Origin of the sequence: Pseudomonas sp. GW456-12-10-14-LB2 (assembly GCF_002884345.1) — a bacterium.
Taxonomy (GTDB): Bacteria; Pseudomonadota; Gammaproteobacteria; order Pseudomonadales; family Pseudomonadaceae; genus Aquipseudomonas; species Aquipseudomonas paraglycinae.
This window is the reverse complement of sequence record NZ_POHV01000001.1, coordinates 262,290-281,826: the sequence shown is the minus strand read 5'-3', so window position 1 is coordinate 281,826 and position 19,537 is coordinate 262,290. Positions and strand designations below refer to the sequence as shown.

Annotated in this window: 32 protein-coding genes; all 32 read left to right on the top strand. The window is 55.0% G+C overall.

What is annotated here, in order from left to right; translation table 11 throughout:
• Positions 1 to 25 precede the first annotated feature (25 nt).
• The 32 genes from fusA to bfr all read left to right on the top strand — a co-directional run bounded on the left by fusA (position 26) and on the right by bfr (position 19,525).
• Positions 26 to 2,131, top strand: coding sequence for an elongation factor G (fusA, locus tag C1X29_RS01410; RefSeq protein ID WP_011336173.1), 2,106 nt, complete (start codon positions 26 to 28; stop codon positions 2,129 to 2,131).
• Between the two features lie 31 nt (positions 2,132 to 2,162).
• Complete coding sequence (gene tuf, locus C1X29_RS01405; protein ID WP_102716685.1) at positions 2,163 to 3,356, top strand: elongation factor Tu; 1,194 nt, start codon at positions 2,163 to 2,165, stop codon at positions 3,354 to 3,356.
• Positions 3,357 to 3,513: 157 nt separating this feature from the next.
• Complete coding sequence (gene rpsJ, locus C1X29_RS01400; RefSeq protein ID WP_003186070.1) at positions 3,514 to 3,825, top strand: 30S ribosomal protein S10; 312 nt, start codon at positions 3,514 to 3,516, stop codon at positions 3,823 to 3,825.
• An 80-nt stretch (positions 3,826 to 3,905) separates the two neighbouring features.
• Positions 3,906 to 4,541 (top strand): 50S ribosomal protein L3, encoded by a 636-nt coding sequence (gene rplC / locus C1X29_RS01395; protein WP_007955641.1) that lies wholly within the window; start codon positions 3,906 to 3,908, stop codon positions 4,539 to 4,541.
• Between the two features lie 12 nt (positions 4,542 to 4,553).
• A complete protein-coding gene (gene rplD, locus C1X29_RS01390) occupies positions 4,554 to 5,156 on the top strand; it encodes a 50S ribosomal protein L4 (protein ID WP_003228735.1) in 603 nt (200 codons plus the stop codon).
• A complete protein-coding gene (rplW, locus tag C1X29_RS01385; RefSeq protein WP_002555488.1) occupies positions 5,153 to 5,452 on the top strand; it encodes a 50S ribosomal protein L23 in 300 nt (99 codons plus the stop codon). Before rplD ends, rplW begins: the two co-directional genes overlap by 4 nt.
• A gap of 14 nt (positions 5,453 to 5,466) precedes the next feature.
• Positions 5,467 to 6,291, top strand: coding sequence for a 50S ribosomal protein L2 (gene rplB / locus C1X29_RS01380; protein WP_008018194.1), 825 nt, complete (start codon positions 5,467 to 5,469; stop codon positions 6,289 to 6,291).
• Positions 6,292 to 6,307: 16 nt separating this feature from the next.
• Positions 6,308 to 6,583 (top strand): 30S ribosomal protein S19, encoded by a 276-nt coding sequence (rpsS, locus tag C1X29_RS01375; protein ID WP_003228731.1) that lies wholly within the window; start codon positions 6,308 to 6,310, stop codon positions 6,581 to 6,583.
• Between the two features lie 11 nt (positions 6,584 to 6,594).
• Positions 6,595 to 6,927 carry a 50S ribosomal protein L22 gene (gene rplV, locus C1X29_RS01370; RefSeq protein WP_003103908.1) on the top strand — a complete coding sequence of 111 codons (333 nt, stop codon included), beginning with the start codon at positions 6,595 to 6,597 and terminating at the stop codon, positions 6,925 to 6,927.
• Positions 6,928 to 6,940: 13 nt separating this feature from the next.
• Positions 6,941 to 7,627: a 30S ribosomal protein S3 gene (rpsC, locus tag C1X29_RS01365; RefSeq protein WP_003176422.1), complete on the top strand. Its 687-nt coding sequence runs from the start codon at positions 6,941 to 6,943 to the stop codon at positions 7,625 to 7,627.
• Positions 7,628 to 7,639: 12 nt separating this feature from the next.
• Complete coding sequence (gene rplP / locus C1X29_RS01360) at positions 7,640 to 8,053, top strand: 50S ribosomal protein L16 (protein ID WP_003228729.1); 414 nt, start codon at positions 7,640 to 7,642, stop codon at positions 8,051 to 8,053.
• Positions 8,053 to 8,244: a 50S ribosomal protein L29 gene (gene rpmC, locus C1X29_RS01355; protein WP_002555481.1), complete on the top strand. Its 192-nt coding sequence runs from the start codon at positions 8,053 to 8,055 to the stop codon at positions 8,242 to 8,244. The genes rplP and rpmC overlap by 1 nt, the downstream gene beginning before the upstream one ends.
• Before the next feature lie 2 nt (positions 8,245 to 8,246).
• Positions 8,247 to 8,513 (top strand): 30S ribosomal protein S17, encoded by a 267-nt coding sequence (rpsQ, locus tag C1X29_RS01350; RefSeq protein WP_003194644.1) that lies wholly within the window; start codon positions 8,247 to 8,249, stop codon positions 8,511 to 8,513.
• Between the two features lie 23 nt (positions 8,514 to 8,536).
• On the top strand, positions 8,537 to 8,905 hold the full coding sequence (gene rplN / locus C1X29_RS01345) for a 50S ribosomal protein L14 (protein WP_002555479.1): 369 nt from the start codon (positions 8,537 to 8,539) through the stop codon (positions 8,903 to 8,905).
• Positions 8,906 to 8,916: 11 nt separating this feature from the next.
• On the top strand, positions 8,917 to 9,231 hold the full coding sequence (gene rplX / locus C1X29_RS01340; RefSeq protein ID WP_003186046.1) for a 50S ribosomal protein L24: 315 nt from the start codon (positions 8,917 to 8,919) through the stop codon (positions 9,229 to 9,231).
• A 20-nt stretch (positions 9,232 to 9,251) separates the two neighbouring features.
• Complete coding sequence (gene rplE / locus C1X29_RS01335) at positions 9,252 to 9,791, top strand: 50S ribosomal protein L5 (protein ID WP_003210069.1); 540 nt, start codon at positions 9,252 to 9,254, stop codon at positions 9,789 to 9,791.
• Between the two features lie 13 nt (positions 9,792 to 9,804).
• A complete protein-coding gene (gene rpsN / locus C1X29_RS01330; protein WP_007955639.1) occupies positions 9,805 to 10,110 on the top strand; it encodes a 30S ribosomal protein S14 in 306 nt (101 codons plus the stop codon).
• A 209-nt stretch (positions 10,111 to 10,319) separates the two neighbouring features.
• Complete coding sequence (gene rpsH / locus C1X29_RS01325; protein WP_011336171.1) at positions 10,320 to 10,712, top strand: 30S ribosomal protein S8; 393 nt, start codon at positions 10,320 to 10,322, stop codon at positions 10,710 to 10,712.
• A gap of 12 nt (positions 10,713 to 10,724) precedes the next feature.
• A complete protein-coding gene (gene rplF, locus C1X29_RS01320) occupies positions 10,725 to 11,258 on the top strand; it encodes a 50S ribosomal protein L6 (RefSeq protein WP_011336170.1) in 534 nt (177 codons plus the stop codon).
• A gap of 10 nt (positions 11,259 to 11,268) precedes the next feature.
• A complete protein-coding gene (gene rplR, locus C1X29_RS01315) occupies positions 11,269 to 11,619 on the top strand; it encodes a 50S ribosomal protein L18 (RefSeq protein ID WP_003186037.1) in 351 nt (116 codons plus the stop codon).
• A gap of 3 nt (positions 11,620 to 11,622) precedes the next feature.
• Positions 11,623 to 12,123, top strand: a complete 501-nt coding sequence (gene rpsE, locus C1X29_RS01310) for a 30S ribosomal protein S5 (RefSeq protein WP_007955637.1) — start codon at positions 11,623 to 11,625, stop codon at positions 12,121 to 12,123.
• A gap of 2 nt (positions 12,124 to 12,125) precedes the next feature.
• Positions 12,126 to 12,302: a 50S ribosomal protein L30 gene (gene rpmD / locus C1X29_RS01305; RefSeq protein ID WP_003176408.1), complete on the top strand. Its 177-nt coding sequence runs from the start codon at positions 12,126 to 12,128 to the stop codon at positions 12,300 to 12,302.
• 3 nt (positions 12,303 to 12,305) lie between these two features.
• Positions 12,306 to 12,743, top strand: coding sequence for a 50S ribosomal protein L15 (rplO, locus tag C1X29_RS01300; protein ID WP_003228720.1), 438 nt, complete (start codon positions 12,306 to 12,308; stop codon positions 12,741 to 12,743).
• Entirely contained in the window at positions 12,744 to 14,072 is a 1,329-nt protein-coding gene (secY, locus tag C1X29_RS01295; RefSeq protein WP_003228718.1) for a preprotein translocase subunit SecY, read from the top strand.
• Positions 14,073 to 14,099: 27 nt separating this feature from the next.
• A complete protein-coding gene (gene rpmJ / locus C1X29_RS01290; RefSeq protein WP_002555468.1) occupies positions 14,100 to 14,216 on the top strand; it encodes a 50S ribosomal protein L36 in 117 nt (38 codons plus the stop codon).
• A gap of 130 nt (positions 14,217 to 14,346) precedes the next feature.
• Complete coding sequence (gene rpsM / locus C1X29_RS01285; protein WP_009045849.1) at positions 14,347 to 14,703, top strand: 30S ribosomal protein S13; 357 nt, start codon at positions 14,347 to 14,349, stop codon at positions 14,701 to 14,703.
• A 30-nt stretch (positions 14,704 to 14,733) separates the two neighbouring features.
• Positions 14,734 to 15,123, top strand: coding sequence for a 30S ribosomal protein S11 (rpsK, locus tag C1X29_RS01280; RefSeq protein ID WP_002555466.1), 390 nt, complete (start codon positions 14,734 to 14,736; stop codon positions 15,121 to 15,123).
• A gap of 18 nt (positions 15,124 to 15,141) precedes the next feature.
• Positions 15,142 to 15,762, top strand: coding sequence for a 30S ribosomal protein S4 (gene rpsD / locus C1X29_RS01275; RefSeq protein ID WP_003176404.1), 621 nt, complete (start codon positions 15,142 to 15,144; stop codon positions 15,760 to 15,762).
• Positions 15,763 to 15,784: 22 nt separating this feature from the next.
• Complete coding sequence (gene rpoA / locus C1X29_RS01270; RefSeq protein WP_003186012.1) at positions 15,785 to 16,786, top strand: DNA-directed RNA polymerase subunit alpha; 1,002 nt, start codon at positions 15,785 to 15,787, stop codon at positions 16,784 to 16,786.
• 42 nt (positions 16,787 to 16,828) lie between these two features.
• Positions 16,829 to 17,215 (top strand): 50S ribosomal protein L17, encoded by a 387-nt coding sequence (gene rplQ / locus C1X29_RS01265; RefSeq protein ID WP_007955635.1) that lies wholly within the window; start codon positions 16,829 to 16,831, stop codon positions 17,213 to 17,215.
• A 238-nt stretch (positions 17,216 to 17,453) separates the two neighbouring features.
• Positions 17,454 to 18,908, top strand: coding sequence for a catalase (locus tag C1X29_RS01260; protein ID WP_102686411.1), 1,455 nt, complete (start codon positions 17,454 to 17,456; stop codon positions 18,906 to 18,908).
• Positions 18,909 to 19,057: 149 nt separating this feature from the next.
• The gene (bfr, locus tag C1X29_RS01255; protein ID WP_102686410.1) at positions 19,058 to 19,525 is read left to right on the top strand and encodes a bacterioferritin; all 468 of its coding nucleotides are present in this window, start codon (positions 19,058 to 19,060) and stop codon (positions 19,523 to 19,525) included.
• The last annotated feature ends 12 nt before the right edge of the window (positions 19,526 to 19,537 follow it).

The window sequence follows — 19,537 nt, the reverse complement described above, 5'->3', positions numbered from 1 at the left end:
GCTTCACTAATTTTGCGAGGGCTTTATGGCTCGTACTACTCCGATTAGTCGCTACCGTAACATCGGTATCGTCGCACACGTGGATGCTGGTAAAACCACCACCACCGAGCGCGTCCTTTTTTACACTGGCAAAAGTCACAAAATGGGCGAGGTGCATGACGGCGCCGCGACCACAGACTGGATGGTTCAGGAACAGGAGCGTGGTATTACCATTACTTCTGCTGCCATTACCGCCTTCTGGAAAGGTTCCGAGAAGCAGTACCCACACGAGCATCGCTTCAACGTAATCGATACTCCGGGCCACGTAGACTTCACCATTGAAGTAGAGCGTTCCCTGCGCGTACTCGACGGCGCGGTCGTTGTGTTCTGCGGTACTTCGGGTGTTGAGCCTCAGTCGGAAACCGTATGGCGTCAGGCCAACAAATACGGCGTTCCACGACTTGTTTATGTAAACAAGATGGACCGTGCTGGTGCCAACTTCCTGCGCGTGATCGGTCAGATCAAACAGCGTCTGGGTCACACTCCGGTGCCGATCCAGCTGGCTATCGGTTCGGAAGATAACTTCCAGGGCCAGATCGACCTGATTAACATGCAAGCTGTCTACTGGAACGACTCTGACAAGGGTATGGTTCCGGTTCGCAAGGAAATCCCTGCGGACATGCTTGAACTGGCTGAAGAATGGCGCAACAACATGGTTGAAGCCGCCGCCGAAGCCAGCGAAGAGCTGATGAACAAGTACCTGGAAGGTGAAGAGCTGTCGATCGCCGAGATCAAGGCTGCTCTGCGTCAGCGTACTATCGCCGGCGAAATCGTTCTGGCTGTTTGCGGTTCTTCGTTCAAGAACAAGGGCGTTCCCCTGGTTCTCGACGCCGTTATCGACTTCCTGCCTGCTCCGACCGACATTCCTGCTATCAAGGGTTCCAACCCTGATAACGAGGAAGAAGAGATGGAGCGTCATGCAAGCGACGACGAGCCGTTCGCGGCCCTGGCGTTCAAGATCGCTACCGACCCATTCGTGGGTACCTTGACCTTCGTCCGCGTTTACTCGGGCGTGTTGAACTCCGGCGACGGCGTGATCAACTCGGTTAAAGGCAAGAAAGAGCGCGTGGGTCGTATGGTGCAAATGCACGCAAACGCCCGTGAAGAGATCAAGGAAGTACGCGCTGGCGACATCGCGGCCCTGATCGGCATGAAGGACGTCACCACTGGTGAAACCCTCTGCAATGCTGACAAGCCAATCATCCTGGTTCGCATGGACTTCCCGGAGCCGGTTATTTCGGTTGCCGTAGAGCCTAAGACCAAGGATGACCAGGAAAAAATGGGTATCGCTCTGGGCAAGCTTGCTCAGGAAGACCCGTCTTTCCGCGTCAAAACTGATGAAGAGACTGGTCAAACGATCATCTCCGGCATGGGCGAGCTGCACTTGGACATCCTGGTTGACCGGATGCGCCGTGAGTTCAACGTCGAAGCCAACATCGGCAAGCCACAGGTTTCGTACCGTGAGCGCATCACGAAGAACTGCGAAATCGAAGGCAAGTTCGTTCGTCAGTCCGGCGGTCGTGGCCAGTTCGGTCATTGCTGGATTCGCTTTGCTCCTGCTGACGAAGGTCAGGAAGGTCTGCAATTCCTGAACGAAGTAGTGGGTGGTGTGGTTCCTAAGGAATACATCCCGGCTATCCAGAAGGGTATCGAAGAGCAGATGAAGAACGGCGTTGTTGCCGGCTATCCGCTGATCGGCCTGAAGGCTACCGTGTTCGATGGTTCTTACCACGACGTCGACTCCAACGAGATGGCGTTTAAAGTGGCTGCTTCCATGGCGACCAAGCAACTGGCCCAGAAGGGCGGTGGTGAGTTGCTCGAGCCGATCATGGCGGTAGAGGTTGTTACGCCTGAAGACTATATGGGTGATGTGATGGGCGACCTTAACCGTCGTCGCGGCATGATCCAGGGTATGGAAGACACAGTGTCCGGCAAGGTTATCCGTGCCGAAGTTCCACTGGGTGAGATGTTCGGTTATGCGACCGACGTTCGTTCCATGTCTCAGGGTCGCGCAAGCTACTCTATGGAATTCAAAAAATACGATACGGCTCCGTCGCACATCGTCGAATCCGTTACCAAAAAACAAGGCTGATTCAGCCCCTTTAGGCTAGGAGTTAATTGTCGTGGCTAAAGAAAAATTTGATCGTTCCCTACCGCACGTAAACGTTGGCACCATCGGCCACGTTGACCACGGTAAAACCACTCTGACCGCTGCTCTGACTCGCGTCTGCTCCGAAGTTTTCGGTTCGGCCGTAGTTGAGTTCGACAAGATCGACAGCGCTCCAGAAGAAAAAGCTCGCGGTATCACCATCAACACCGCGCACGTTGAGTACAACTCGAACATTCGTCACTACGCTCACGTTGACTGCCCAGGTCACGCTGACTACGTGAAGAACATGATCACTGGTGCTGCGCAGATGGACGGCGCGATCCTGGTTTGCTCGGCCGCTGATGGTCCGATGCCACAAACCCGTGAGCACATCCTGCTGTCCCGTCAGGTAGGCGTTCCGTACATCGTGGTTTTCCTGAACAAGGCTGACCTGGTAGACGACGCTGAGCTGCTGGAACTGGTTGAGATGGAAGTTCGCGACCTGCTGTCCACCTACGACTTCCCAGGCGACGACACTCCGATCATCATCGGTTCGGCTCGTATGGCGCTGGAAGGCAAAGACGACAACGAAATGGGCACCACCGCTGTCAAGAAGCTGGTGGAAACTCTGGACAGCTACATCCCAGAGCCAGAGCGTGCTATCGACAAGCCTTTCCTGATGCCAATCGAAGACGTGTTCTCGATCTCGGGTCGCGGTACTGTTGTGACCGGTCGTATCGAGCGCGGTATTGTTCGCGTTCAAGACGCCCTGGAAATCGTTGGTCTGCGTGACACCACCACCACCACCTGCACCGGTGTTGAGATGTTCCGCAAGCTGCTGGACGAAGGTCGTGCTGGCGAGAACTGCGGCGTTCTGCTGTGTGGCACCAAGCGTGACGACGTTGAGCGTGGTCAGGTTCTGGTTAAGCCGGGTTCGGTTAAGCCGCACACCAAGTTCACCGCAGAAGTTTACGTTCTGAGCAAGGAAGAAGGCGGCCGTCACACTCCGTTCTTCAAAGGCTACCGTCCACAGTTCTACTTCCGTACTACTGACGTGACTGGTAACTGCGAGCTGCCAGAAGGCGTTGAAATGGTAATGCCAGGTGACAACATTCAGATGACTGTTACCCTGATCAAAACCATCGCGATGGAAGACGGCCTGCGTTTCGCAATCCGTGAAGGCGGCCGTACCGTTGGTGCTGGTGTCGTAGCTAAAATCATCGAGTGATCTCTTTATTGAGTCAGCTTTGATGAGTTGAAAAAGCCCCCGCTTAGCGGGGGCTTTTTTATTGGGTTGACACCTATCTGGGGCGTCTATAGAATTGCGCCTCCTTTTAACGGGCGTATTGCGCCCGGTGGGAATAGCAGCCGGAGTCTGAAATCCAATGCAAAATCAGCAAATCCGTATCAGGTTGAAGGCTTTTGACCATCGCCTGATCGACCAATCAACCCAGGAAATCGTGGAAACCGCGAAACGTACTGGTGCTCAAGTGCGTGGTCCAATTCCACTGCCTACCCGTAAAGAGCGGTTCACCGTTCTGGTTTCCCCGCACGTCAACAAAGACGCGCGTGACCAGTACGAGATCCGCACTCATAAGCGCGTTCTGGACATCGTCCAGCCAACGGATAAAACCGTTGATGCACTTATGAAGCTTGATCTTGCGGCCGGTGTGGAAGTGCAGATCAGCCTCGGCTAAGACTCGGTCTTGGTCGTGTAACGCTCTGAAATGGGCGGCCATAGCGGGTGAAAGCCCCGTACACTCATGAGGTTTACAACATGACTATTGGTGTAGTCGGTCGTAAAGCGGGTATGACCCGTATTTTCACCGAAGAAGGTGTCTCCATTCCGGTCACGGTCATTGAGATCGAGCCGAATCGCGTCACCCAGTTCAAAACTGAAGAAACCGATGGCTATCGTGCAGTGCAAGTCACTGTCGGCGAGCGTCGTGCTTCCCGTGTAACAGCTGCTCAGGCTGGCCACTTCGCCAAAGCGAACGTTGCCGCTGGTCGTACCGTAATGGAATTCCGCCTTGAAGAAGGCGAGTACCAGGCCGGCGATCTGATCAACGCTGAAATCTTCGCTGCTGGTCAACTGGTTGATGTAACCGGTCAGTCCAAAGGTAAAGGCTTCCAGGGTACGATCAAGCGTTGGAATTTCCGCGGGCAAGATAACACCCACGGTAACTCCGTATCCCACCGCGTCCCAGGCTCTATCGGCCAGTGCCAGACTCCTGGTCGTGTATTCAAGGGCAAAAAAATGTCCGGTCATATGGGCGCTGAGCGCGTGACCGTGCAGTCCCTGGAAGTAGTGCGCGTGGACGCTGAACGCAATCTGTTGCTGGTCAAGGGTGCTGTTCCTGGCGCTACTGGCGGCAACCTGGTTGTACGTCCAGCAGCCAAGGCTCGCGGTTAAGGGGAAGCTGACATGCAATTAAATGTAAATGACGCTCAAGCGATCGAAGTTTCCGAACTGACATTTGGCGGCGAATTCAACGAGACGCTGGTTCACCAAGCAGTCGTGGCCTACATGGCCGGCGGCCGTCAAGGTAGCAAGCAGCAAAAGACCCGTTCCGACGTTCGTGGTGGCGGTAAGCGCCCATGGCGTCAGAAAGGTACTGGCCGTGCTCGTGCCGGTACTATCCGTAGCCCAATCTGGCGCGGCGGCGGCACCACTTTCGCAGCTCGTCCACAGGATCACTCGCAGAAGCTGAACAAGAAGATGTATCGCGCAGCAATGCGTTCCATCCTTGCTGAGCTGGTGCGTACTGATCGTCTGGTCGTGGTTCAGGATTTCGCAGTTGAAACTCCGAAAACCAAAGACCTGCTGGGCAAACTGAACAACATGAGCCTGACCGACGTTCTGATCGTGTCGGACGCTGTTGATCAGAACCTGTACCTGGCTGCTCGCAACCTGCCACACGTAGATGTACGTGACGTGCAAGGTTCCGATCCAGTTAGTCTGATCGCATACGACAAGGTGTTGATCACCGTGTCGGCCGTGAAGAAATTCGAGGAGCTGCTGGGATGAACCAGGAACGCGTATTTAAAGTTCTGCTTGGCCCGCACGTTTCCGAGAAGGCTACGGTTCTGGCAGACAAGAAAGGCCAGTTCGTTTTCAAGGTTGCTACTGACGCAACCAAGCTGGAAATCAAGAAGGCCGTCGAAAGCCTGTTCAGCGTGAAAGTTGAGCGTGTTACTACCCTGAACGTTCTGGGTAAGAGCAAGCGCACCGCTCGCGGTCTGGGCAAGCGTAATGACTGGAAGAAGGCAGTTATCTCCCTTCAGCCAGGCCAAGATCTCGATTTCAGCAGCAGTGCTGAGTAAGGAAGGGGTGCATCATGGCAATCGTTAAATGCAAACCGACTTCCCCTGGCCGCCGTTTTGTGGTCAAGGTGGTCAACCAGGAGCTGCATAAAGGCGCTCCTCACGCACCGCTGCTCGAGAAAAAATCGAAGACTGGTGGTCGTAACAACAATGGCCGTATTACCACTCGTCACATCGGTGGTGGTCATAAGCAGCATTACCGTATGGTCGATTTCCGTCGCAACGACAAAGATGGCATCGTCGCCACTGTTGAGCGTATCGAATACGATCCAAACCGTACTGCTCACATCGCACTGCTCTGCTACGCAGACGGCGAGCGCCGCTACATCATCGCCCCTAAAGGCGTGAGTGCTGGCGACACGCTGATCGCAGGTGCCCTGGCTCCAATCAAGCCAGGTAACGCTCTGCAACTGCGCAACATTCCAGTCGGTTCTACCGTACACGGCATCGAACTGAAGCCAGGTAAAGGCGCACAGATCGCTCGTTCCGCTGGTGCTTCGGCTCAGCTGATCGCTCGTGAAGGCGTTTACGTGACCCTGCGTCTGCGTTCCGGTGAAATGCGTAAAGTATTGGCTGAGTGCCGTGCGACCCTGGGCGAAGTCTCGAACTCCGAGCACAGCCTGCGTTCGCTGGGTAAAGCTGGTGCCAAGCGCTGGCGTGGCGTTCGCCCAACCGTTCGTGGTGTTGCCATGAACCCGGTTGACCACCCACATGGTGGTGGTGAAGGTCGTACCTCTGGTGGTCGTCATCCGGTATCGCCATGGGGCTTCCCGACTAAGGGCGCGAAGACTCGTGGTAATAAGCGTACCGACAAAATGATCGTCCGTCGTCGCAAGTAAATAGAGGGATACGACAGTGCCACGTTCTCTGAAAAAAGGTCCTTTTATTGATCTTCACCTACTGAAGAAGATCGAAGTGGCGGCGGAAAAGAACGATCGCAAACCAATTAAGACTTGGTCGCGTCGTTCGATGATCCTGCCACAAATGGTCGGTTTGACCATCGCTGTACACAACGGTCGTCAGCACGTCCCAGTTCTCGTAAACGAAGACATGGTCGGCCACAAACTGGGCGAGTTCGCCGGTACCCGCACTTATCGCGGGCACGTGGCAGACAAGAAAGCCAAGCGTTAAGGGGTAAGGAAATGGAAGTAGCCGCTAAGTTGTCGGGCGCTCGAATCTCCGCCCAGAAAGCCCGCTTGGTCGCCGACCAGATCCGCGGGAAGAAGGTGGGCGAAGCGCTCAACCTGTTGGCTTTCAGCAGTAAGAAAGCCGCCGAGATCATGAAAAAAGTGCTGGAGTCGGCCGTAGCCAACGCCGAGCATAACGAAGGCGCAGACGTTGATGACCTGAAGGTCAGCACCGTTTTCGTCAACGAAGGGCGTTCGCTGAAGCGCATCATGCCACGTGCCAAAGGCCGTGCTGATCGCATCGTCAAGCGGTCTTGCCATATCACTGTCAAGGTTGCTGACAAGTAACGGAGTCGAAGAGATGGGTCAGAAAGTACATCCCATTGGCATTCGCCTGGGAATCGTCAAGGAGCACACCTCCGTCTGGTACGCAGACGGTCGGACTTATGCGGACTACTTGTTCGCTGATCTGAAGGTGCGTGAATACCTCCAAGACAAACTAAAAAGCGCGTCCGTAAGCCGTATCGATATCCATCGTCCGGCCCAAACTGCACGCATCACCATCCACACCGCTCGTCCAGGTATCGTTATCGGGAAGAAAGGTGAAGATGTTGAGAAGCTGCGTCAGGACCTGACCAAGCAAATGGGTGTGCCTGTGCACATCAATATCGAAGAGATCCGCAAGCCGGAACTCGACGGTATGCTGGTTGCGCAGAGCGTAGCTCAGCAGCTGGAGCGTCGTGTAATGTTCCGTCGCGCCATGAAGCGCGCTGTACAGAACGCCATGCGCATTGGTGCCAAAGGCATCAAAATCCAAGTGAGCGGTCGTCTCGGCGGTGCTGAAATCGCACGTACTGAATGGTATCGCGAAGGTCGTGTGCCACTGCACACCCTGCGTGCCGACATCGACTATGCCAACTACGAAGCTCACACCACTTACGGTGTGATCGGTGTAAAGGTTTGGATCTTCAAAGGCGAAGTAATTGGTGGTCGCCAAGAAGAGCTGAAGCCACAAGCACCAGCGCCTCGTAAAAAAGCTGCTAAGTAAGGGGTACGCCAAATGTTGCAACCTAAGCGTACGAAGTTCCGCAAGCAGATGACCGGCCACAACCGTGGTCTGGCACTGCGCGGTAGCAAAGTCAGCTTCGGCGAGTTCGCGCTGAAGTCTGTAGCTCGTGGTCGTCTCACCGCTCGTCAGATCGAGTCAGCGCGTCGTGCTCTGACCCGTCACGTAAAACGTGGCGGCAAGATCTGGATCCGTGTATTCCCGGACAAGCCGATCTCCAAGAAGCCTCTCGAGGTTCGTATGGGTAAAGGTAAGGGTAACGTGGAGTACTGGGTTGCCCAGATTCAGCCAGGCAAAGTCCTGTATGAAATCGAGGGTGTTTCTGAAGAGCTGGCGCGTGAGGCTTTCGCCCTGGCTGCTGCAAAGCTGCCGCTCGCCACCTCCTTTGTTAAACGGACGGTGATGTGATGAAAGCGAATGAACTTCGTGAAAAATCCGCACAGCAGCTGAACGAGCAACTGCTCGGCTTGCTGCGCGACCAGTTCAATCTGCGCATGCAGAAAGCAACTGGCCAGTTGGGGCAGTCTCATCTGCTCTCGCAAGTTAAGCGTGACATCGCTCGCGTGAAGACTGTGCTCAACCAGCAGGCAGGTAAGTGATCATGGCTGAAGCCGAAAAAACTGTCCGTACGCTGACTGGCCGTGTTGTCAGCGACAAGATGGACAAAACCATCACCGTTCTGATCGAGCGTCGCGTTAAGCACCCGATCTACGGTAAATACGTTAAGCGTTCGACTAAGCTGCACGCGCACGACGAAACCAATCAGTGCCACATCGGCGACAAAGTCACTATTCGTGAAACTCGTCCGATGGCCAAGACCAAGTCTTGGGCGCTGGTTGATGTTCTCGAACGCGCTGTGGAAGTCTAAGGGCTAGGGGTCGGAGAAATTATATGATTCAGACTCAATCCATGCTCGATGTGGCCGATAACAGCGGCGCTCGCCGCGTTATGTGCATCAAGGTGCTGGGTGGCTCCCATCGTCGTTACGCTGGTATCGGTGACATCATCAAAGTTACCGTGAAGGAAGCAATTCCTCGCGGTAAGGTGAAAAAAGGCCAAGTGATGACTGCTGTTGTAGTCCGCACTCGTCACGGCGTACGTCGTGCTGATGGCTCCATTATCCGCTTTGATGGCAACGCTGCTGTTCTTCTGAACAACAAGCAAGAGCCGATCGGCACCCGTATCTTTGGGCCAGTGACCCGTGAACTTCGTACTGAGAAGTTCATGAAGATCGTCTCGCTCGCCCCAGAAGTGCTGTAAGGAGATCCGACATGCAAAAGATTCGTCGTGACGACGAGATCATCGTGATCGCCGGCAAAGACAAAGGTAAGCGCGGTAAGGTGCTGAAGGTTCTTGCTGACAACCGTCTGGTTGTTGGTGGTCTGAACCTGGTCAAGCGTCATACCAAGCCTAACCCGATGTCGGGCGTACAGGGCGGTATCGTCGAGAAAGAAGCGCCACTGCACGCTTCCAACGTCGCCATCTTCAACGGCGAAACCAACAAGGCTGACCGCGTTGGTTTCAAAGTAGAAGACGGTAAGAAAATTCGTGTCTTCAAGTCGACCCAAAAAGCGGTTGATGCTTGAACACTGCTAGGTAGAAGACCATGGCACGACTAAAAGAGATTTACCGGAAGGAAATCGCTCCGAAACTTAAGGAAGAACTTAAGCTTTCGAACGTGATGGAAGTTCCGCGCGTTACCAAAATCACCCTGAACATGGGTCTGGGCGAAGCGATCGGCGACAAAAAAGTCATCGAGCACGCTGTTGCTGACCTGGAAAAGATCACCGGCCAGAAAGTCGTTGTGACCTACGCTCGCAAATCCATCGCTGGCTTTAAAGTCCGTGAAGGTTGGCCGATCGGCGTCAAAGTGACCCTGCGCCGTGAGCGTATGTACGAGTTCCTGGATCGTCTGCTGTCGATCTCCCTGCCTCGGGTTCGCGACTTCCGCGGCCTGAATGCCAAGTCCTTCGATGGTCGTGGCAACTACAGCATGGGCGTGAAAGAGCAGATCATTTTCCCGGAAATCGACTACGACAAGATCGATGCTCTCCGCGGTCTGGACATTACCCTGACCACCACTGCCAAGAACGATGATGAAGGCCGCGCTCTGCTGCGTGCTTTCAAATTCCCGTTCCGCAACTGATTGGAGTAGGAAAATGGCCAAGAAGAGCATGAAAAACCGTGAGCTGAAGCGTCAGCTCACCGTTGCCAAGTACGCCGTCAAGCGTGCAGCGCTGAAAGCTATCATCGTTGATCTGAACGCAAGTCCAGAAGCACGTTGGGAAGCTACCGTAGCTCTGCAGAAGCAGCCACGTGACGCAAGCGCCTCGCGCATGCGTAACCGTTGCCGTCTGACCGGTCGTCCGCACGGCGTTTACCGCAAGTTCGGCCTCGGCCGTAACAAATTGCGTGAAGCGGCAATGCGTGGTGACGTACCAGGTCTGGTTAAAGCCAGCTGGTAATTGCTGTCAAAGCCTTGATGGTCTGGGTCGCAAGAACCTGACCATCGGTGGCCTTGAACTTGAATCAAGCCCCTTTTGGGGCTTGATTCATTTCTGGGGTATGTCTAGAATGACCGGCTCGCCTGAGCCCGTGTTTTTTATGCCCGGAATTTCTCGGCGACAAGTAGTAGCCGCAAGGCTAATTTTTCTGTATTAGGAGCGTCTAGCCCATGAGTATGCAGGACCCGTTAGCGGACATGCTAACTCGAATCCGTAATGCCCAGATGGCTGAAAAGTCCGTCGTAAGCATGCCGTCTTCCACGTTGAAGGTGGCTGTAGCAAAAGTCCTGAAGGACGAAGGTTACATCGCGGGTTATCAGATCAGCAGCGAAACCAAACCACTGCTGTCCATCGAGCTGAAATACTTCGAAGGCCGTCCGGTCATCGAGGAAGTGAAGCGCGTTAGCCGTCCAGGCCTGCGTCAGTACAAGTCCGTCGAAGAACTGCCAAAAGTACGTGGCGGTCTCGGTGTGTCTATCGTCTCCACCAACAAAGGTGTGATGACTGATCGTGCTGCGCGCGCTGCCGGTGTCGGCGGCGAAGTTCTTTGCACTGTGTTCTAAGGGGGGATAAGCATGTCTCGCGTCGCTAAGAACCCCGTTAAGCTGCCAGCCGGTGTCGAAGTAAAATTCGCAGGCCAACAGCTTTCGGTGAAGGGTGCCAAGGGTACTCTTGAACTGAACGTCCATTCGTCCGTTGAAGTCGTTGAAGAAGCCGGTGAGCTGCGTTTTGCTGCTCGCAATGGCGATCAACAGACTCGCGCAATGGCCGGTACCACTCGTGCGTTGGTAAACAACATGGTCCAGGGCGTAAGCCAAGGCTTCGAGCGTAAGCTCCAGCTGGTCGGTGTTGGTTACAAAGCGCAAGCAAAAGGTCAGGTGCTGAACCTGGCTCTTGGCTTCTCGCACCCAGTGGATTACGAACTGCCGGAAGGCATCACCGCTGAGACTCCTAGCCAGACCGATATCCTGATCAAGGGCATCGACAAGCAGCTGGTAGGTCAAGTGGCCGCCGAGATCCGCGACTTCCGTCCACCAGAGCCGTACAAAGGCAAAGGTGTGCGCTACGCGGACGAAGTCGTCCGTCGTAAAGAAGCCAAGAAGAAGTAGGGCATAGCAAATGACCGACAAAAAAGTTACTCGACTGCGTCGCGCTCGCAAAGCACGCCTGAAAATGCACGAACTCGAAGTCGTGCGTCTCTGCGTGTTCCGCTCTTCGCAGCACATCTACGCCCAGGTCATTTCGGCCGACGGCAACAAAGTCCTGGCAAGCGCCTCGACTTTGGATAAAGAACTGCGTGATGGCGCCACTGGCAACATCGACGCGGCCACTAAGGTTGGCCAGCTGGTCGCTACGCGTGCTAAGGCCGCTGGCGTCTCGCAGGTGGCTTTCGACCGCTCTGGCTTCAAGTACCACGGCCGCGTTAAAGCGCTGGCTGATGCTGCTCGTGAAGCTGGGCTGGAGTTCTAAGTTATGTCAAATAACGACCAAAAGCGCGACGAAGGCTACATCGAGAAGCTGGTTCAAGTTAACCGCGTAGCCAAAACCGTTAAAGGCGGCCGTATCTTCACTTTCACCGCGTTGACCGTGGTTGGTGATGGTAAAGGGCGTGTTGGCTTCGGCCGTGGCAAGTCGCGTGAAGTGCCTGCTGCGATCCAAAAGGCAATGGAAGCTGCTCGCCGCAACATGATCCAGGTTGATCTGAACGGCACCACTCTGCAGTACGCAATGAAGTCCGCCCATGGCGCTTCGAAGGTGTACATGCAGCCTGCTTCTGAAGGTACCGGTATCATCGCTGGCGGCGCTATGCGTGCTGTCCTCGAAGTTGCTGGCGTTCAGAACGTTCTGGCCAAGTGCTACGGCTCGACTAACCCTGTAAACGTGGTTCACGCCACTTTCAAGGGTCTGAAGGCTATGCAGTCTCCTGAATCCATTGCAGCCAAACGTGGCCTGCGTGTTGAGGAGATCAAGTAATCATGGCTACCGTTAAAGTTACGCTGATCAAAAGCATGACCGGCCGCATCCCTAACCACAAACTGTGCGTTAAGGGTCTGGGTCTGCGTCGCATCGGTCACACTGTAGAAGTCCAGGATACTCCCGAGAATCGCGGGATGATCAACAAGGCTTACTACATGCTGCGTGTCGAGGGTTAATCGATGAAACTCAATGATCTGAGTCCAGCGCCGGGTTCCCGTCGCGAAAAGCATCGTCCGGGCCGTGGTATCGGTAGTGGTTTGGGTAAGACTGGTGGCCGTGGTCACAAAGGTCAGACTTCCCGCTCCGGTGGCACCATTGCTCCAGGCTTTGAAGGCGGTCAACAGCCGCTGCATCGTCGCCTGCCGAAGTTCGGTTTCGTTTCCCTGAAAGCCATGGACCGCGCAGAAGTGCGTCTGTCCGAGCTGGCTAAAGTGGAAGGCGACATCGTCACCGTGCAGTCCCTGAAAGATGCCAACGTGATCAACGTCAACGTACAGCGTGTGAAAATCATGCTGTCCGGTGAAGTGACTCGCGCTGTCACTATCGGCAAGGGAATCGGCGCCACCAAAGGTGCGCGTGCGGCTATCGAAGCAGCTGGCGGCAAGTTCGAGGAATAAATGGCTAAGCAAGGTGCTCTCTCTGCGCTCGGCAAAGGCGGTATGTCTGAACTCTGGGCTCGTCTGCGTTTTCTGTTCCTGGCGATTATCGTCTACCGAATAGGCGCACACATCCCGGTTCCAGGTATCAACCCGGACCGACTCGCAGACCTGTTTCGACAGAATGAGGGGACCATTCTTAGCTTGTTCAACATGTTTTCCGGCGGCGCGCTGGAGCGGATGAGCATCTTTGCACTGGGGATCATGCCGTACATTTCGGCATCGATCATCATGCAGTTGATGACCGCCGTCAGCCCGCAGCTGGAGCAGTTGAAGAAGGAAGGTGAAGCTGGCCGTCGCAAGATCAGCCAGTACACCCGCTACGGCACCGTCGTCCTCGCTCTCGTTCAGGCCATTGGCATGTCCATTGGTCTGGCGGGGCAGGGCGTTGCGTTCACTGGTGACTTTGGCTTCCATTTCGTCGCGGTCTCCACGTTTGTGGCTGGCGCGATGTTCATGATGTGGCTGGGTGAGCAGATTACTGAGCGTGGTGTAGGCAACGGTATCTCGATGTTGATTTTTTCGGGTATCGTCGCCGGTCTTCCGAGAGCAATCGGGCAGTCTTTCGAGTCTGCGCGTCAGGGCGATATCAACATCTTCGCTTTGGTTGCCATCGGTTTGCTGGCAGTAGCGATTATCGGTTTCGTGGTGTTCATTGAGCGTGGTCAGCGTCGTATCGCTGTTCACTACGCCAAGCGTCAGCAGGGCCGCAAGGTTTTTGCTGCGCAGACAAGCCACTTGCCGCTGAAGGTGAACATGGCCGGTGTTATTCCGGCTATTTTCGCGAGCAGCATTTTGCTGTTCCCGGCTTCGTTGGGTGCCTGGTTTGGTCAGTCTGAAGGTATGGGCTGGTTGCAGGACATCTCGCAGTCGATCGCTCCTGGTCAGCCGTTGAATATTCTGCTGTTTAGTGCAGGGATTATTTTCTTCTGCTTCTTCTATACGGCGTTGATGTTCAATCCGAAAGACGTAGCGGAAAACCTGAAGAAGTCCGGTGCCTTTATTCCGGGCATCCGTCCAGGTGAGCAGTCCGCACGCTATATTGATGGCGTTTTGACTCGCTTGACCATGTTCGGTGCTCTTTACATGACGGCCGTGTGCTTGTTGCCCCAGTTCCTGGTGGTTGCAGCAAACGTTCCGTTCTACCTTGGCGGGACCTCGTTGCTGATCGTGGTCGTGGTTGTGATGGACTTCATGTCCCAAGTACAATCGCACCTCGTTTCGCACCAGTACGAATCCCTGATGAAGAAAGCCAACCTGAAGGGTTACGGCAGCGGCATGTTGCGCTGAGTACCCATAAGGTTCGAGGAGTTGGTGATGAAAGTTCGTGCATCGGTGAAAAAGCTGTGCCGTAACTGCAAGATTATTCGCCGCGAAGGTGTTGTTCGAGTAATTTGCAGCGCGGAACCGCGTCACAAACAGCGCCAAGGCTGAGTGTGATTGTGCTTCAAGCCCGGTAGCTAGTGCGCTACCGGGTTGATTATTTGTTATTACAGCGATATTATCTCGCGCCCTATTTCTTGGCTTCCGGGGCGTAGGTAGCTGTCAATTGGAGTCCCACTGAATGGCCCGTATTGCAGGCGTCAACATTCCAGATAACAAGCATACTGTTATCTCGCTGACCTACATCTATGGTGTTGGTCGCACTACTGCACAGAAGATCTGTGCAGAGACTGGGGTAAACCCAGCCGCAAAGATCAAGGATCTGAGCGACGAGCAGATTGAACAGCTGCGTGGCGAAGTGGCGAAGTTCACCACTGAAGGTGACCTGCGTCGCGAAATCAACATGAAAATCAAGCGCTTGATGGACCTCGGTTGCTATCGCGGTCTGCGTCATCGTCGTGGTCTGCCAGTACGCGGTCAGCGTACCAAGACCAACGCGCGTACCCGTAAAGGTCCGCGTAAGCCGATCCGCAAGTAATCGCCCCAGCGAATCGACAGGAATTTAATCATGGCAAAACCTGCTGCTCGTCCTCGTAAAAAAGTTAAAAAGACAGTGGTTGATGGCATCGCCCACATCCATGCTTCTTTTAACAACACCATCGTGACCATCACCGACCGTCAAGGTAACGCTCTTTCCTGGGCTACCTCCGGTGGTTCGGGTTTCCGCGGTTCCCGCAAGTCCACCCCGTTCGCTGCTCAAGTAGCTGCTGAGCGTGCTGGTCAAGCTGCGCTGGAATACGGCCTGAAAAACCTCGACGTGAACGTCAAGGGTCCAGGTCCAGGTCGTGAATCCGCAGTCCGCGCTTTGAACGGCTGTGGCTACAAGATCGCCAGCATCACCGACGTGACGCCAATCCCGCACAACGGGTGCCGTCCGCCGAAGAAGCGCCGCGTGTAATCCAGGAGATTGTAAAGAATGGCTCGTTACATTGGTCCAAAATGCAAACTCGCTCGTCGCGAAGGCACCGATCTCTTCCTGAAGAGCGGCGTGCGCGCGATCGAATCGAAGTGCAACATTGAAGCAGCACCTGGTATCCACGGCCAACGCCGCGGTCGCCAGTCCGACTACGGCACCCAACTGCGTGAAAAGCAGAAGGTCCGTCGTATCTACGGCGTTCTCGAGCGTCAGTTCAGCGGCTACTACAAAGAAGCTGCTGGCAAGAAAGGTGCAACTGGTGAAAACCTGCTGCAACTGCTCGAATGCCGTCTGGACAACGTTGTATACCGTATGGGCTTTGGTTCGACTCGTGCCGAATCCCGTCAGCTGGTATCGCACAAGTCGATCAGCGTTAACGGTCAGACCGTAAACGTTCCGTCCTACCAGGTTCGTGCTGGTGACGTGGTTGCTGTTCGCGAGAAAGCAAAAAACCAACTTCGCATTGTCCAAGCTCTCGATCTGTGTGCCCAACGTGGCCGCGTAGAATGGGTAGAAGTAGACACTGAGAAGAAGTCGGGCGTTTTCAAGAACGTTCCTGCTCGCAGTGATCTGTCCGCCGACATCAACGAAAGCCTGATTGTCGAGCTCTACTCCAAGTAAGGGCTAGAAAATAGGTGCATCCATGCAGATTTCGGTAAATGAGTTCCTGACACCCCGCCACATTGATGTGCAGGTTGTCAGTCCAACCCGCGCCAAGATCACTCTCGAGCCTCTCGAGCGTGGTTTTGGCCACACCCTGGGCAACGCGCTGCGCCGCATCCTGTTGTCCTCAATGCCCGGCTGCGCAGTAGTCGAGGCCGAGATTGACGGTGTGCTCCACGAGTACAGCGCCATCGAAGGTGTACAGGAAGACGTAATTGAAATCCTGTTGAACCTTAAAGGTCTGGCCATCAAGCTGCACGGTCGTGACGAAGTTACGCTGACCTTGTCGAAGAAGGGTTCGGGGGTGGTTACCGCTGCCGATATTCAGCTGGATCATGATGTCGAGATCGTTAATCCCGATCACGTAATCGCTAACCTGGCGTCTAACGGCGCCCTGAACATGAAGCTCACCGTAGCTCGTGGTCGTGGTTATGAACCAGCAGACTCGCGTCAGAGCGATGAAGACGAAAGCCGCAGCATCGGTCGCTTGCAGCTTGACTCTTCGTTCAGCCCGGTTCGCCGTATCGCATACGTGGTGGAAAACGCCCGTGTCGAGCAGCGCACCAACCTGGACAAGCTGGTTATTGATCTGGAAACCAACGGTACTCTGGATCCTGAAGAGGCTATCCGCCGCGCTGCAACCATTCTGCAACAGCAGTTGGCTGCGTTCGTCGACCTCAAAGGTGACAGTGAGCCAGTGGTTGTCGAGCAGGAAGACGAGATCGATCCGATCCTGCTTCGCCCGGTTGACGATCTGGAACTGACTGTACGTTCGGCTAACTGCCTTAAGGCGGAAAACATCTACTACATCGGTGACCTGATTCAGCGTACCGAAGTAGAGCTGTTGAAGACTCCGAACCTGGGCAAGAAATCCTTGACTGAAATCAAGGACGTTCTGGCCTCCCGCGGTCTGTCCCTCGGCATGCGCCTCGACAACTGGCCGCCTGCAAGTCTTAAGAAGGACGACAAGGCGACTGCCTGATCGTCGTAATCACCGAACGTAGTGTTTGGTAAGGAATGAACCATGCGTCATCGTAAAAGTGGGCGTCACCTGAGCCGCACCAGCTCGCACCGCAAGGCCATGTTCCAGAACATGGCGGTGTCGCTGTTCGAGCACGAGCTGATCAAAACTACTCTGCCAAAAGCCAAAGAACTGCGCCGCGTTGCCGAGCCGCTGATCACTCTGGCCAAGACAGACAGCGTTGCTAACCGTCGTCTGGCTTTCGACCGTACTCGTTCGAAAGCTATCGTTGGTAAGCTCTTCAACGACCTGGGCAAGCGTTACGCTACCCGTGAGGGTGGCTACCTGCGCATCCTCAAGTGCGGTTTCCGCGCTGGCGACAACGCGCCTATGGCGTACGTCGAACTGGTTGATCGTGCTGTCGGCGGTGAAGCTGTATCCGCTGAGTAAGACATCAGTCTGAAACAAGGAACCGGGCCTAGTGCCCGGTTTTTTGTGCCTGTAAGAAATGCGCTATTCGTACAAGCTTCTACCCTGTTTGGTTCTGCACTATATGCCAGGATTTATCGTTAGTTTTTCTCTATTGATAGTCATGAGTTAATGAATTTGTGGCTGTCATATTGATGGTCGATACTCCCTAACAAGCCGATTAGCCGGCAGTTCAAGACCGATAGAGGATGAAGATCGCATGAGCCAGAACAAGACGCTTACGACCGCCAGTGGCGCACCTGTCGCTGATAACCAGAATTCTCGCTCCGCTGGCCCTCGTGGCCCGTTGCTGCTCGATGATTTCCATCTGATCGAGAAGCTTGCTCACTTCAACCGGGAAAACATTCCTGAGCGTCGTGTACACGCCAAGGGTTCGGGCGCATACGGTACTTTCACGGTCACTCGCGACATTACGCAGTACACCAGCGCCAAGCTGTTCTCCGCTGTCGGCAAACAGACGCCGACCTTCCTGCGTTTTTCAACGGTCGGTGGCGAGCGTGGCTCGGCCGACACCGAGCGCGATCCACGTGGCTTCGCCCTCAAGTTCTATACCGAAGAAGGCAACTGGGACATCGTCGGCAACAACACGCCGGTGTTCTTCATTCGTGATCCGCTGAAATTCCCTGACTTTATCCACACCCAGAAACGCCTGCCGCAAAGCAACCTGAAAAGCGCGCAGATGATGTGGGACTTCTGGTCGCATTCTCCTGAAGCGCTGCACCAGGTCACGATCCTGTTCTCCGATCGCGGCATTCCGGACGGCTATCGCCACATGCACGGCTTCGGCAGCCACACCTACAGCCTGATCAACGCTCAAGGCGAGCGCCACTGGGTGAAGTGGCATTACAAGACCAAGCAAGGAATCAAGAACCTGGCGCCGGCAGACGCGGCACGTTTGGCAGGCACAGATCCCGACTACGCCCAGCGCGATCTGTTCGAGGCCATCGAACGTGGTGACTTCCCGAAATGGAGCGTGTGCATCCAGATCATGACCGAGGCCCAGGCCGCTGCGCACTACGAGAACCCGTTCGACGTGACCAAGACTTGGTCGCAGAAGGAGTTTCCACTGATTGAAGTGGGTGAGCTGGAACTGAACCGTAATCCGCTCAACTACTTTGCTGAAGTCGAGCAAGCTGCGTTCGGTCCCAGCAACATGGTGCCTGGCGTAGGTCTGTCGCCGGATCGCATGCTGCAAGGTCGTGTGTTCGCATACGCCGACGCTCACCGCTACCGTGTAGGCACCAACCACCAGCAACTGCCGGTGAATGCCCCACGCAGCCCGGTGAATACTTACCAGCGTGATGGTTCGATGGCTTTTGGCAGCAATGGTGGCGCAGCGCCTAACTACGAGCCGAACAGCTATGTAGAGTCGCCGAAGCAAGCGCCGCACTATGCCGAGCCTGCACTGGCCCTGAGCGGCGCGGCTGATCGCTACGATCATCGTGAAGACAGCGACTACTACAGCCACGCAGGTGCGCTGTTCCGTTTGATGAGCGACGAGCAGAAAGCATTGCTGGTCAGCAACATCGCCGGCGCGATGGCGGGTGTATCGAGTGATGTCGTCGACCGTCAGTTGCAGCATTTCCACAAGGCCGATCCGGCGTACGGAGAAGCAATCGCAAAGCTGCTCAACGTACAGCTTAACGAAGTCTAAACGAGAAGCAGAACCGCCCTCATTAGGGCGGTTTTTGCGTTATTTAGGCTGCTTTTCTCAGAATATCTTCGCTTTTATTGCGCGAAGTGAGTGACCTTCCAGTCAGGTTGGTTCAAACTACAGACTTTCAAGCAGGGAGATGTAGGGCGATGCAAGGCCACCCAGACGTTATCGATTACCTCAACACGTTGCTGACCGGCGAACTGGCCGCGCGTGACCAATATTTCGTTCACTCGCGGATGTATGAGGACTGGGGATTCACCAAGCTCTACGAACGAATCAACCACGAGATGGAAGAAGAGGCCGGTCACGCCGATGCGCTGATGCGCCGGATTCTGATGCTCGAAGGCACTCCGCGCATGCGCCCGGATGACCTGGATGTTGGTACCACGGTCGAGACCATGCTCGAAGCGGATTTGCGTCTTGAGTACAAAGTGCGCGCCGCGCTGTGCAAGGGCATCGAACTGTGCGAACAGCACGGCGACTATGTCAGCCGCGAGATCCTGCGGGTTCAGCTCAATGACACCGAAGAAGATCACACCTACTGGCTTGAAAAGCAGTTGGGCCTGATCAAACTGATCGGTATCCAGAACTACCTGCAGTCCCACGCGTCCTGATTGTAGCCGATA

Bases quoted from the DNA above. Each gene is read 5' to 3' on its own strand.
- rpoA (WP_003186012.1), top strand. From the start codon at position 15,785: ATGCAGATTTCGGTAAATGAGTTCCTGACACCCCGCCACATTGATGTG.
- rplR (WP_003186037.1), top strand. From the start codon at position 11,269: ATGACCGACAAAAAAGTTACTCGACTGCGTCGCGCTCGCAAAGCACGC.
- secY (WP_003228718.1), top strand. From the start codon at position 12,744: ATGGCTAAGCAAGGTGCTCTCTCTGCGCTCGGCAAAGGCGGTATGTCT.
- rpsC (WP_003176422.1), top strand. From the start codon at position 6,941: ATGGGTCAGAAAGTACATCCCATTGGCATTCGCCTGGGAATCGTCAAG.
- rplF (WP_011336170.1), top strand. From the start codon at position 10,725: ATGTCTCGCGTCGCTAAGAACCCCGTTAAGCTGCCAGCCGGTGTCGAA.
- rpsM (WP_009045849.1), top strand. From the start codon at position 14,347: ATGGCCCGTATTGCAGGCGTCAACATTCCAGATAACAAGCATACTGTT.
- fusA (WP_011336173.1), top strand. From the start codon at position 26: ATGGCTCGTACTACTCCGATTAGTCGCTACCGTAACATCGGTATCGTC.
- rplW (WP_002555488.1), top strand. From the start codon at position 5,153: ATGAACCAGGAACGCGTATTTAAAGTTCTGCTTGGCCCGCACGTTTCC.
- rplP (WP_003228729.1), top strand. From the start codon at position 7,640: ATGTTGCAACCTAAGCGTACGAAGTTCCGCAAGCAGATGACCGGCCAC.
- rplE (WP_003210069.1), top strand. From the start codon at position 9,252: ATGGCACGACTAAAAGAGATTTACCGGAAGGAAATCGCTCCGAAACTT.
- rplD (WP_003228735.1), top strand. From the start codon at position 4,554: ATGCAATTAAATGTAAATGACGCTCAAGCGATCGAAGTTTCCGAACTG.
- bfr (WP_102686410.1), top strand. From the start codon at position 19,058: ATGCAAGGCCACCCAGACGTTATCGATTACCTCAACACGTTGCTGACC.
- rpsH (WP_011336171.1), top strand. From the start codon at position 10,320: ATGAGTATGCAGGACCCGTTAGCGGACATGCTAACTCGAATCCGTAAT.
- rpsQ (WP_003194644.1), top strand. From the start codon at position 8,247: ATGGCTGAAGCCGAAAAAACTGTCCGTACGCTGACTGGCCGTGTTGTC.
- rplO (WP_003228720.1), top strand. From the start codon at position 12,306: ATGAAACTCAATGATCTGAGTCCAGCGCCGGGTTCCCGTCGCGAAAAG.
- rpsE (WP_007955637.1), top strand. From the start codon at position 11,623: ATGTCAAATAACGACCAAAAGCGCGACGAAGGCTACATCGAGAAGCTG.
- rpmC (WP_002555481.1), top strand. From the start codon at position 8,053: ATGAAAGCGAATGAACTTCGTGAAAAATCCGCACAGCAGCTGAACGAG.
- rplQ (WP_007955635.1), top strand. From the start codon at position 16,829: ATGCGTCATCGTAAAAGTGGGCGTCACCTGAGCCGCACCAGCTCGCAC.
- rpsK (WP_002555466.1), top strand. From the start codon at position 14,734: ATGGCAAAACCTGCTGCTCGTCCTCGTAAAAAAGTTAAAAAGACAGTG.
- rpsJ (WP_003186070.1), top strand. From the start codon at position 3,514: ATGCAAAATCAGCAAATCCGTATCAGGTTGAAGGCTTTTGACCATCGC.
- rpsD (WP_003176404.1), top strand. From the start codon at position 15,142: ATGGCTCGTTACATTGGTCCAAAATGCAAACTCGCTCGTCGCGAAGGC.
- rpsN (WP_007955639.1), top strand. From the start codon at position 9,805: ATGGCCAAGAAGAGCATGAAAAACCGTGAGCTGAAGCGTCAGCTCACC.
- rpmD (WP_003176408.1), top strand. From the start codon at position 12,126: ATGGCTACCGTTAAAGTTACGCTGATCAAAAGCATGACCGGCCGCATC.
- rplC (WP_007955641.1), top strand. From the start codon at position 3,906: ATGACTATTGGTGTAGTCGGTCGTAAAGCGGGTATGACCCGTATTTTC.
- rplN (WP_002555479.1), top strand. From the start codon at position 8,537: ATGATTCAGACTCAATCCATGCTCGATGTGGCCGATAACAGCGGCGCT.
- C1X29_RS01260 (WP_102686411.1), top strand. From the start codon at position 17,454: ATGAGCCAGAACAAGACGCTTACGACCGCCAGTGGCGCACCTGTCGCT.
- rpmJ (WP_002555468.1), top strand. From the start codon at position 14,100: ATGAAAGTTCGTGCATCGGTGAAAAAGCTGTGCCGTAACTGCAAGATT.
- rplX (WP_003186046.1), top strand. From the start codon at position 8,917: ATGCAAAAGATTCGTCGTGACGACGAGATCATCGTGATCGCCGGCAAA.
- rplB (WP_008018194.1), top strand. From the start codon at position 5,467: ATGGCAATCGTTAAATGCAAACCGACTTCCCCTGGCCGCCGTTTTGTG.
- rplV (WP_003103908.1), top strand. From the start codon at position 6,595: ATGGAAGTAGCCGCTAAGTTGTCGGGCGCTCGAATCTCCGCCCAGAAA.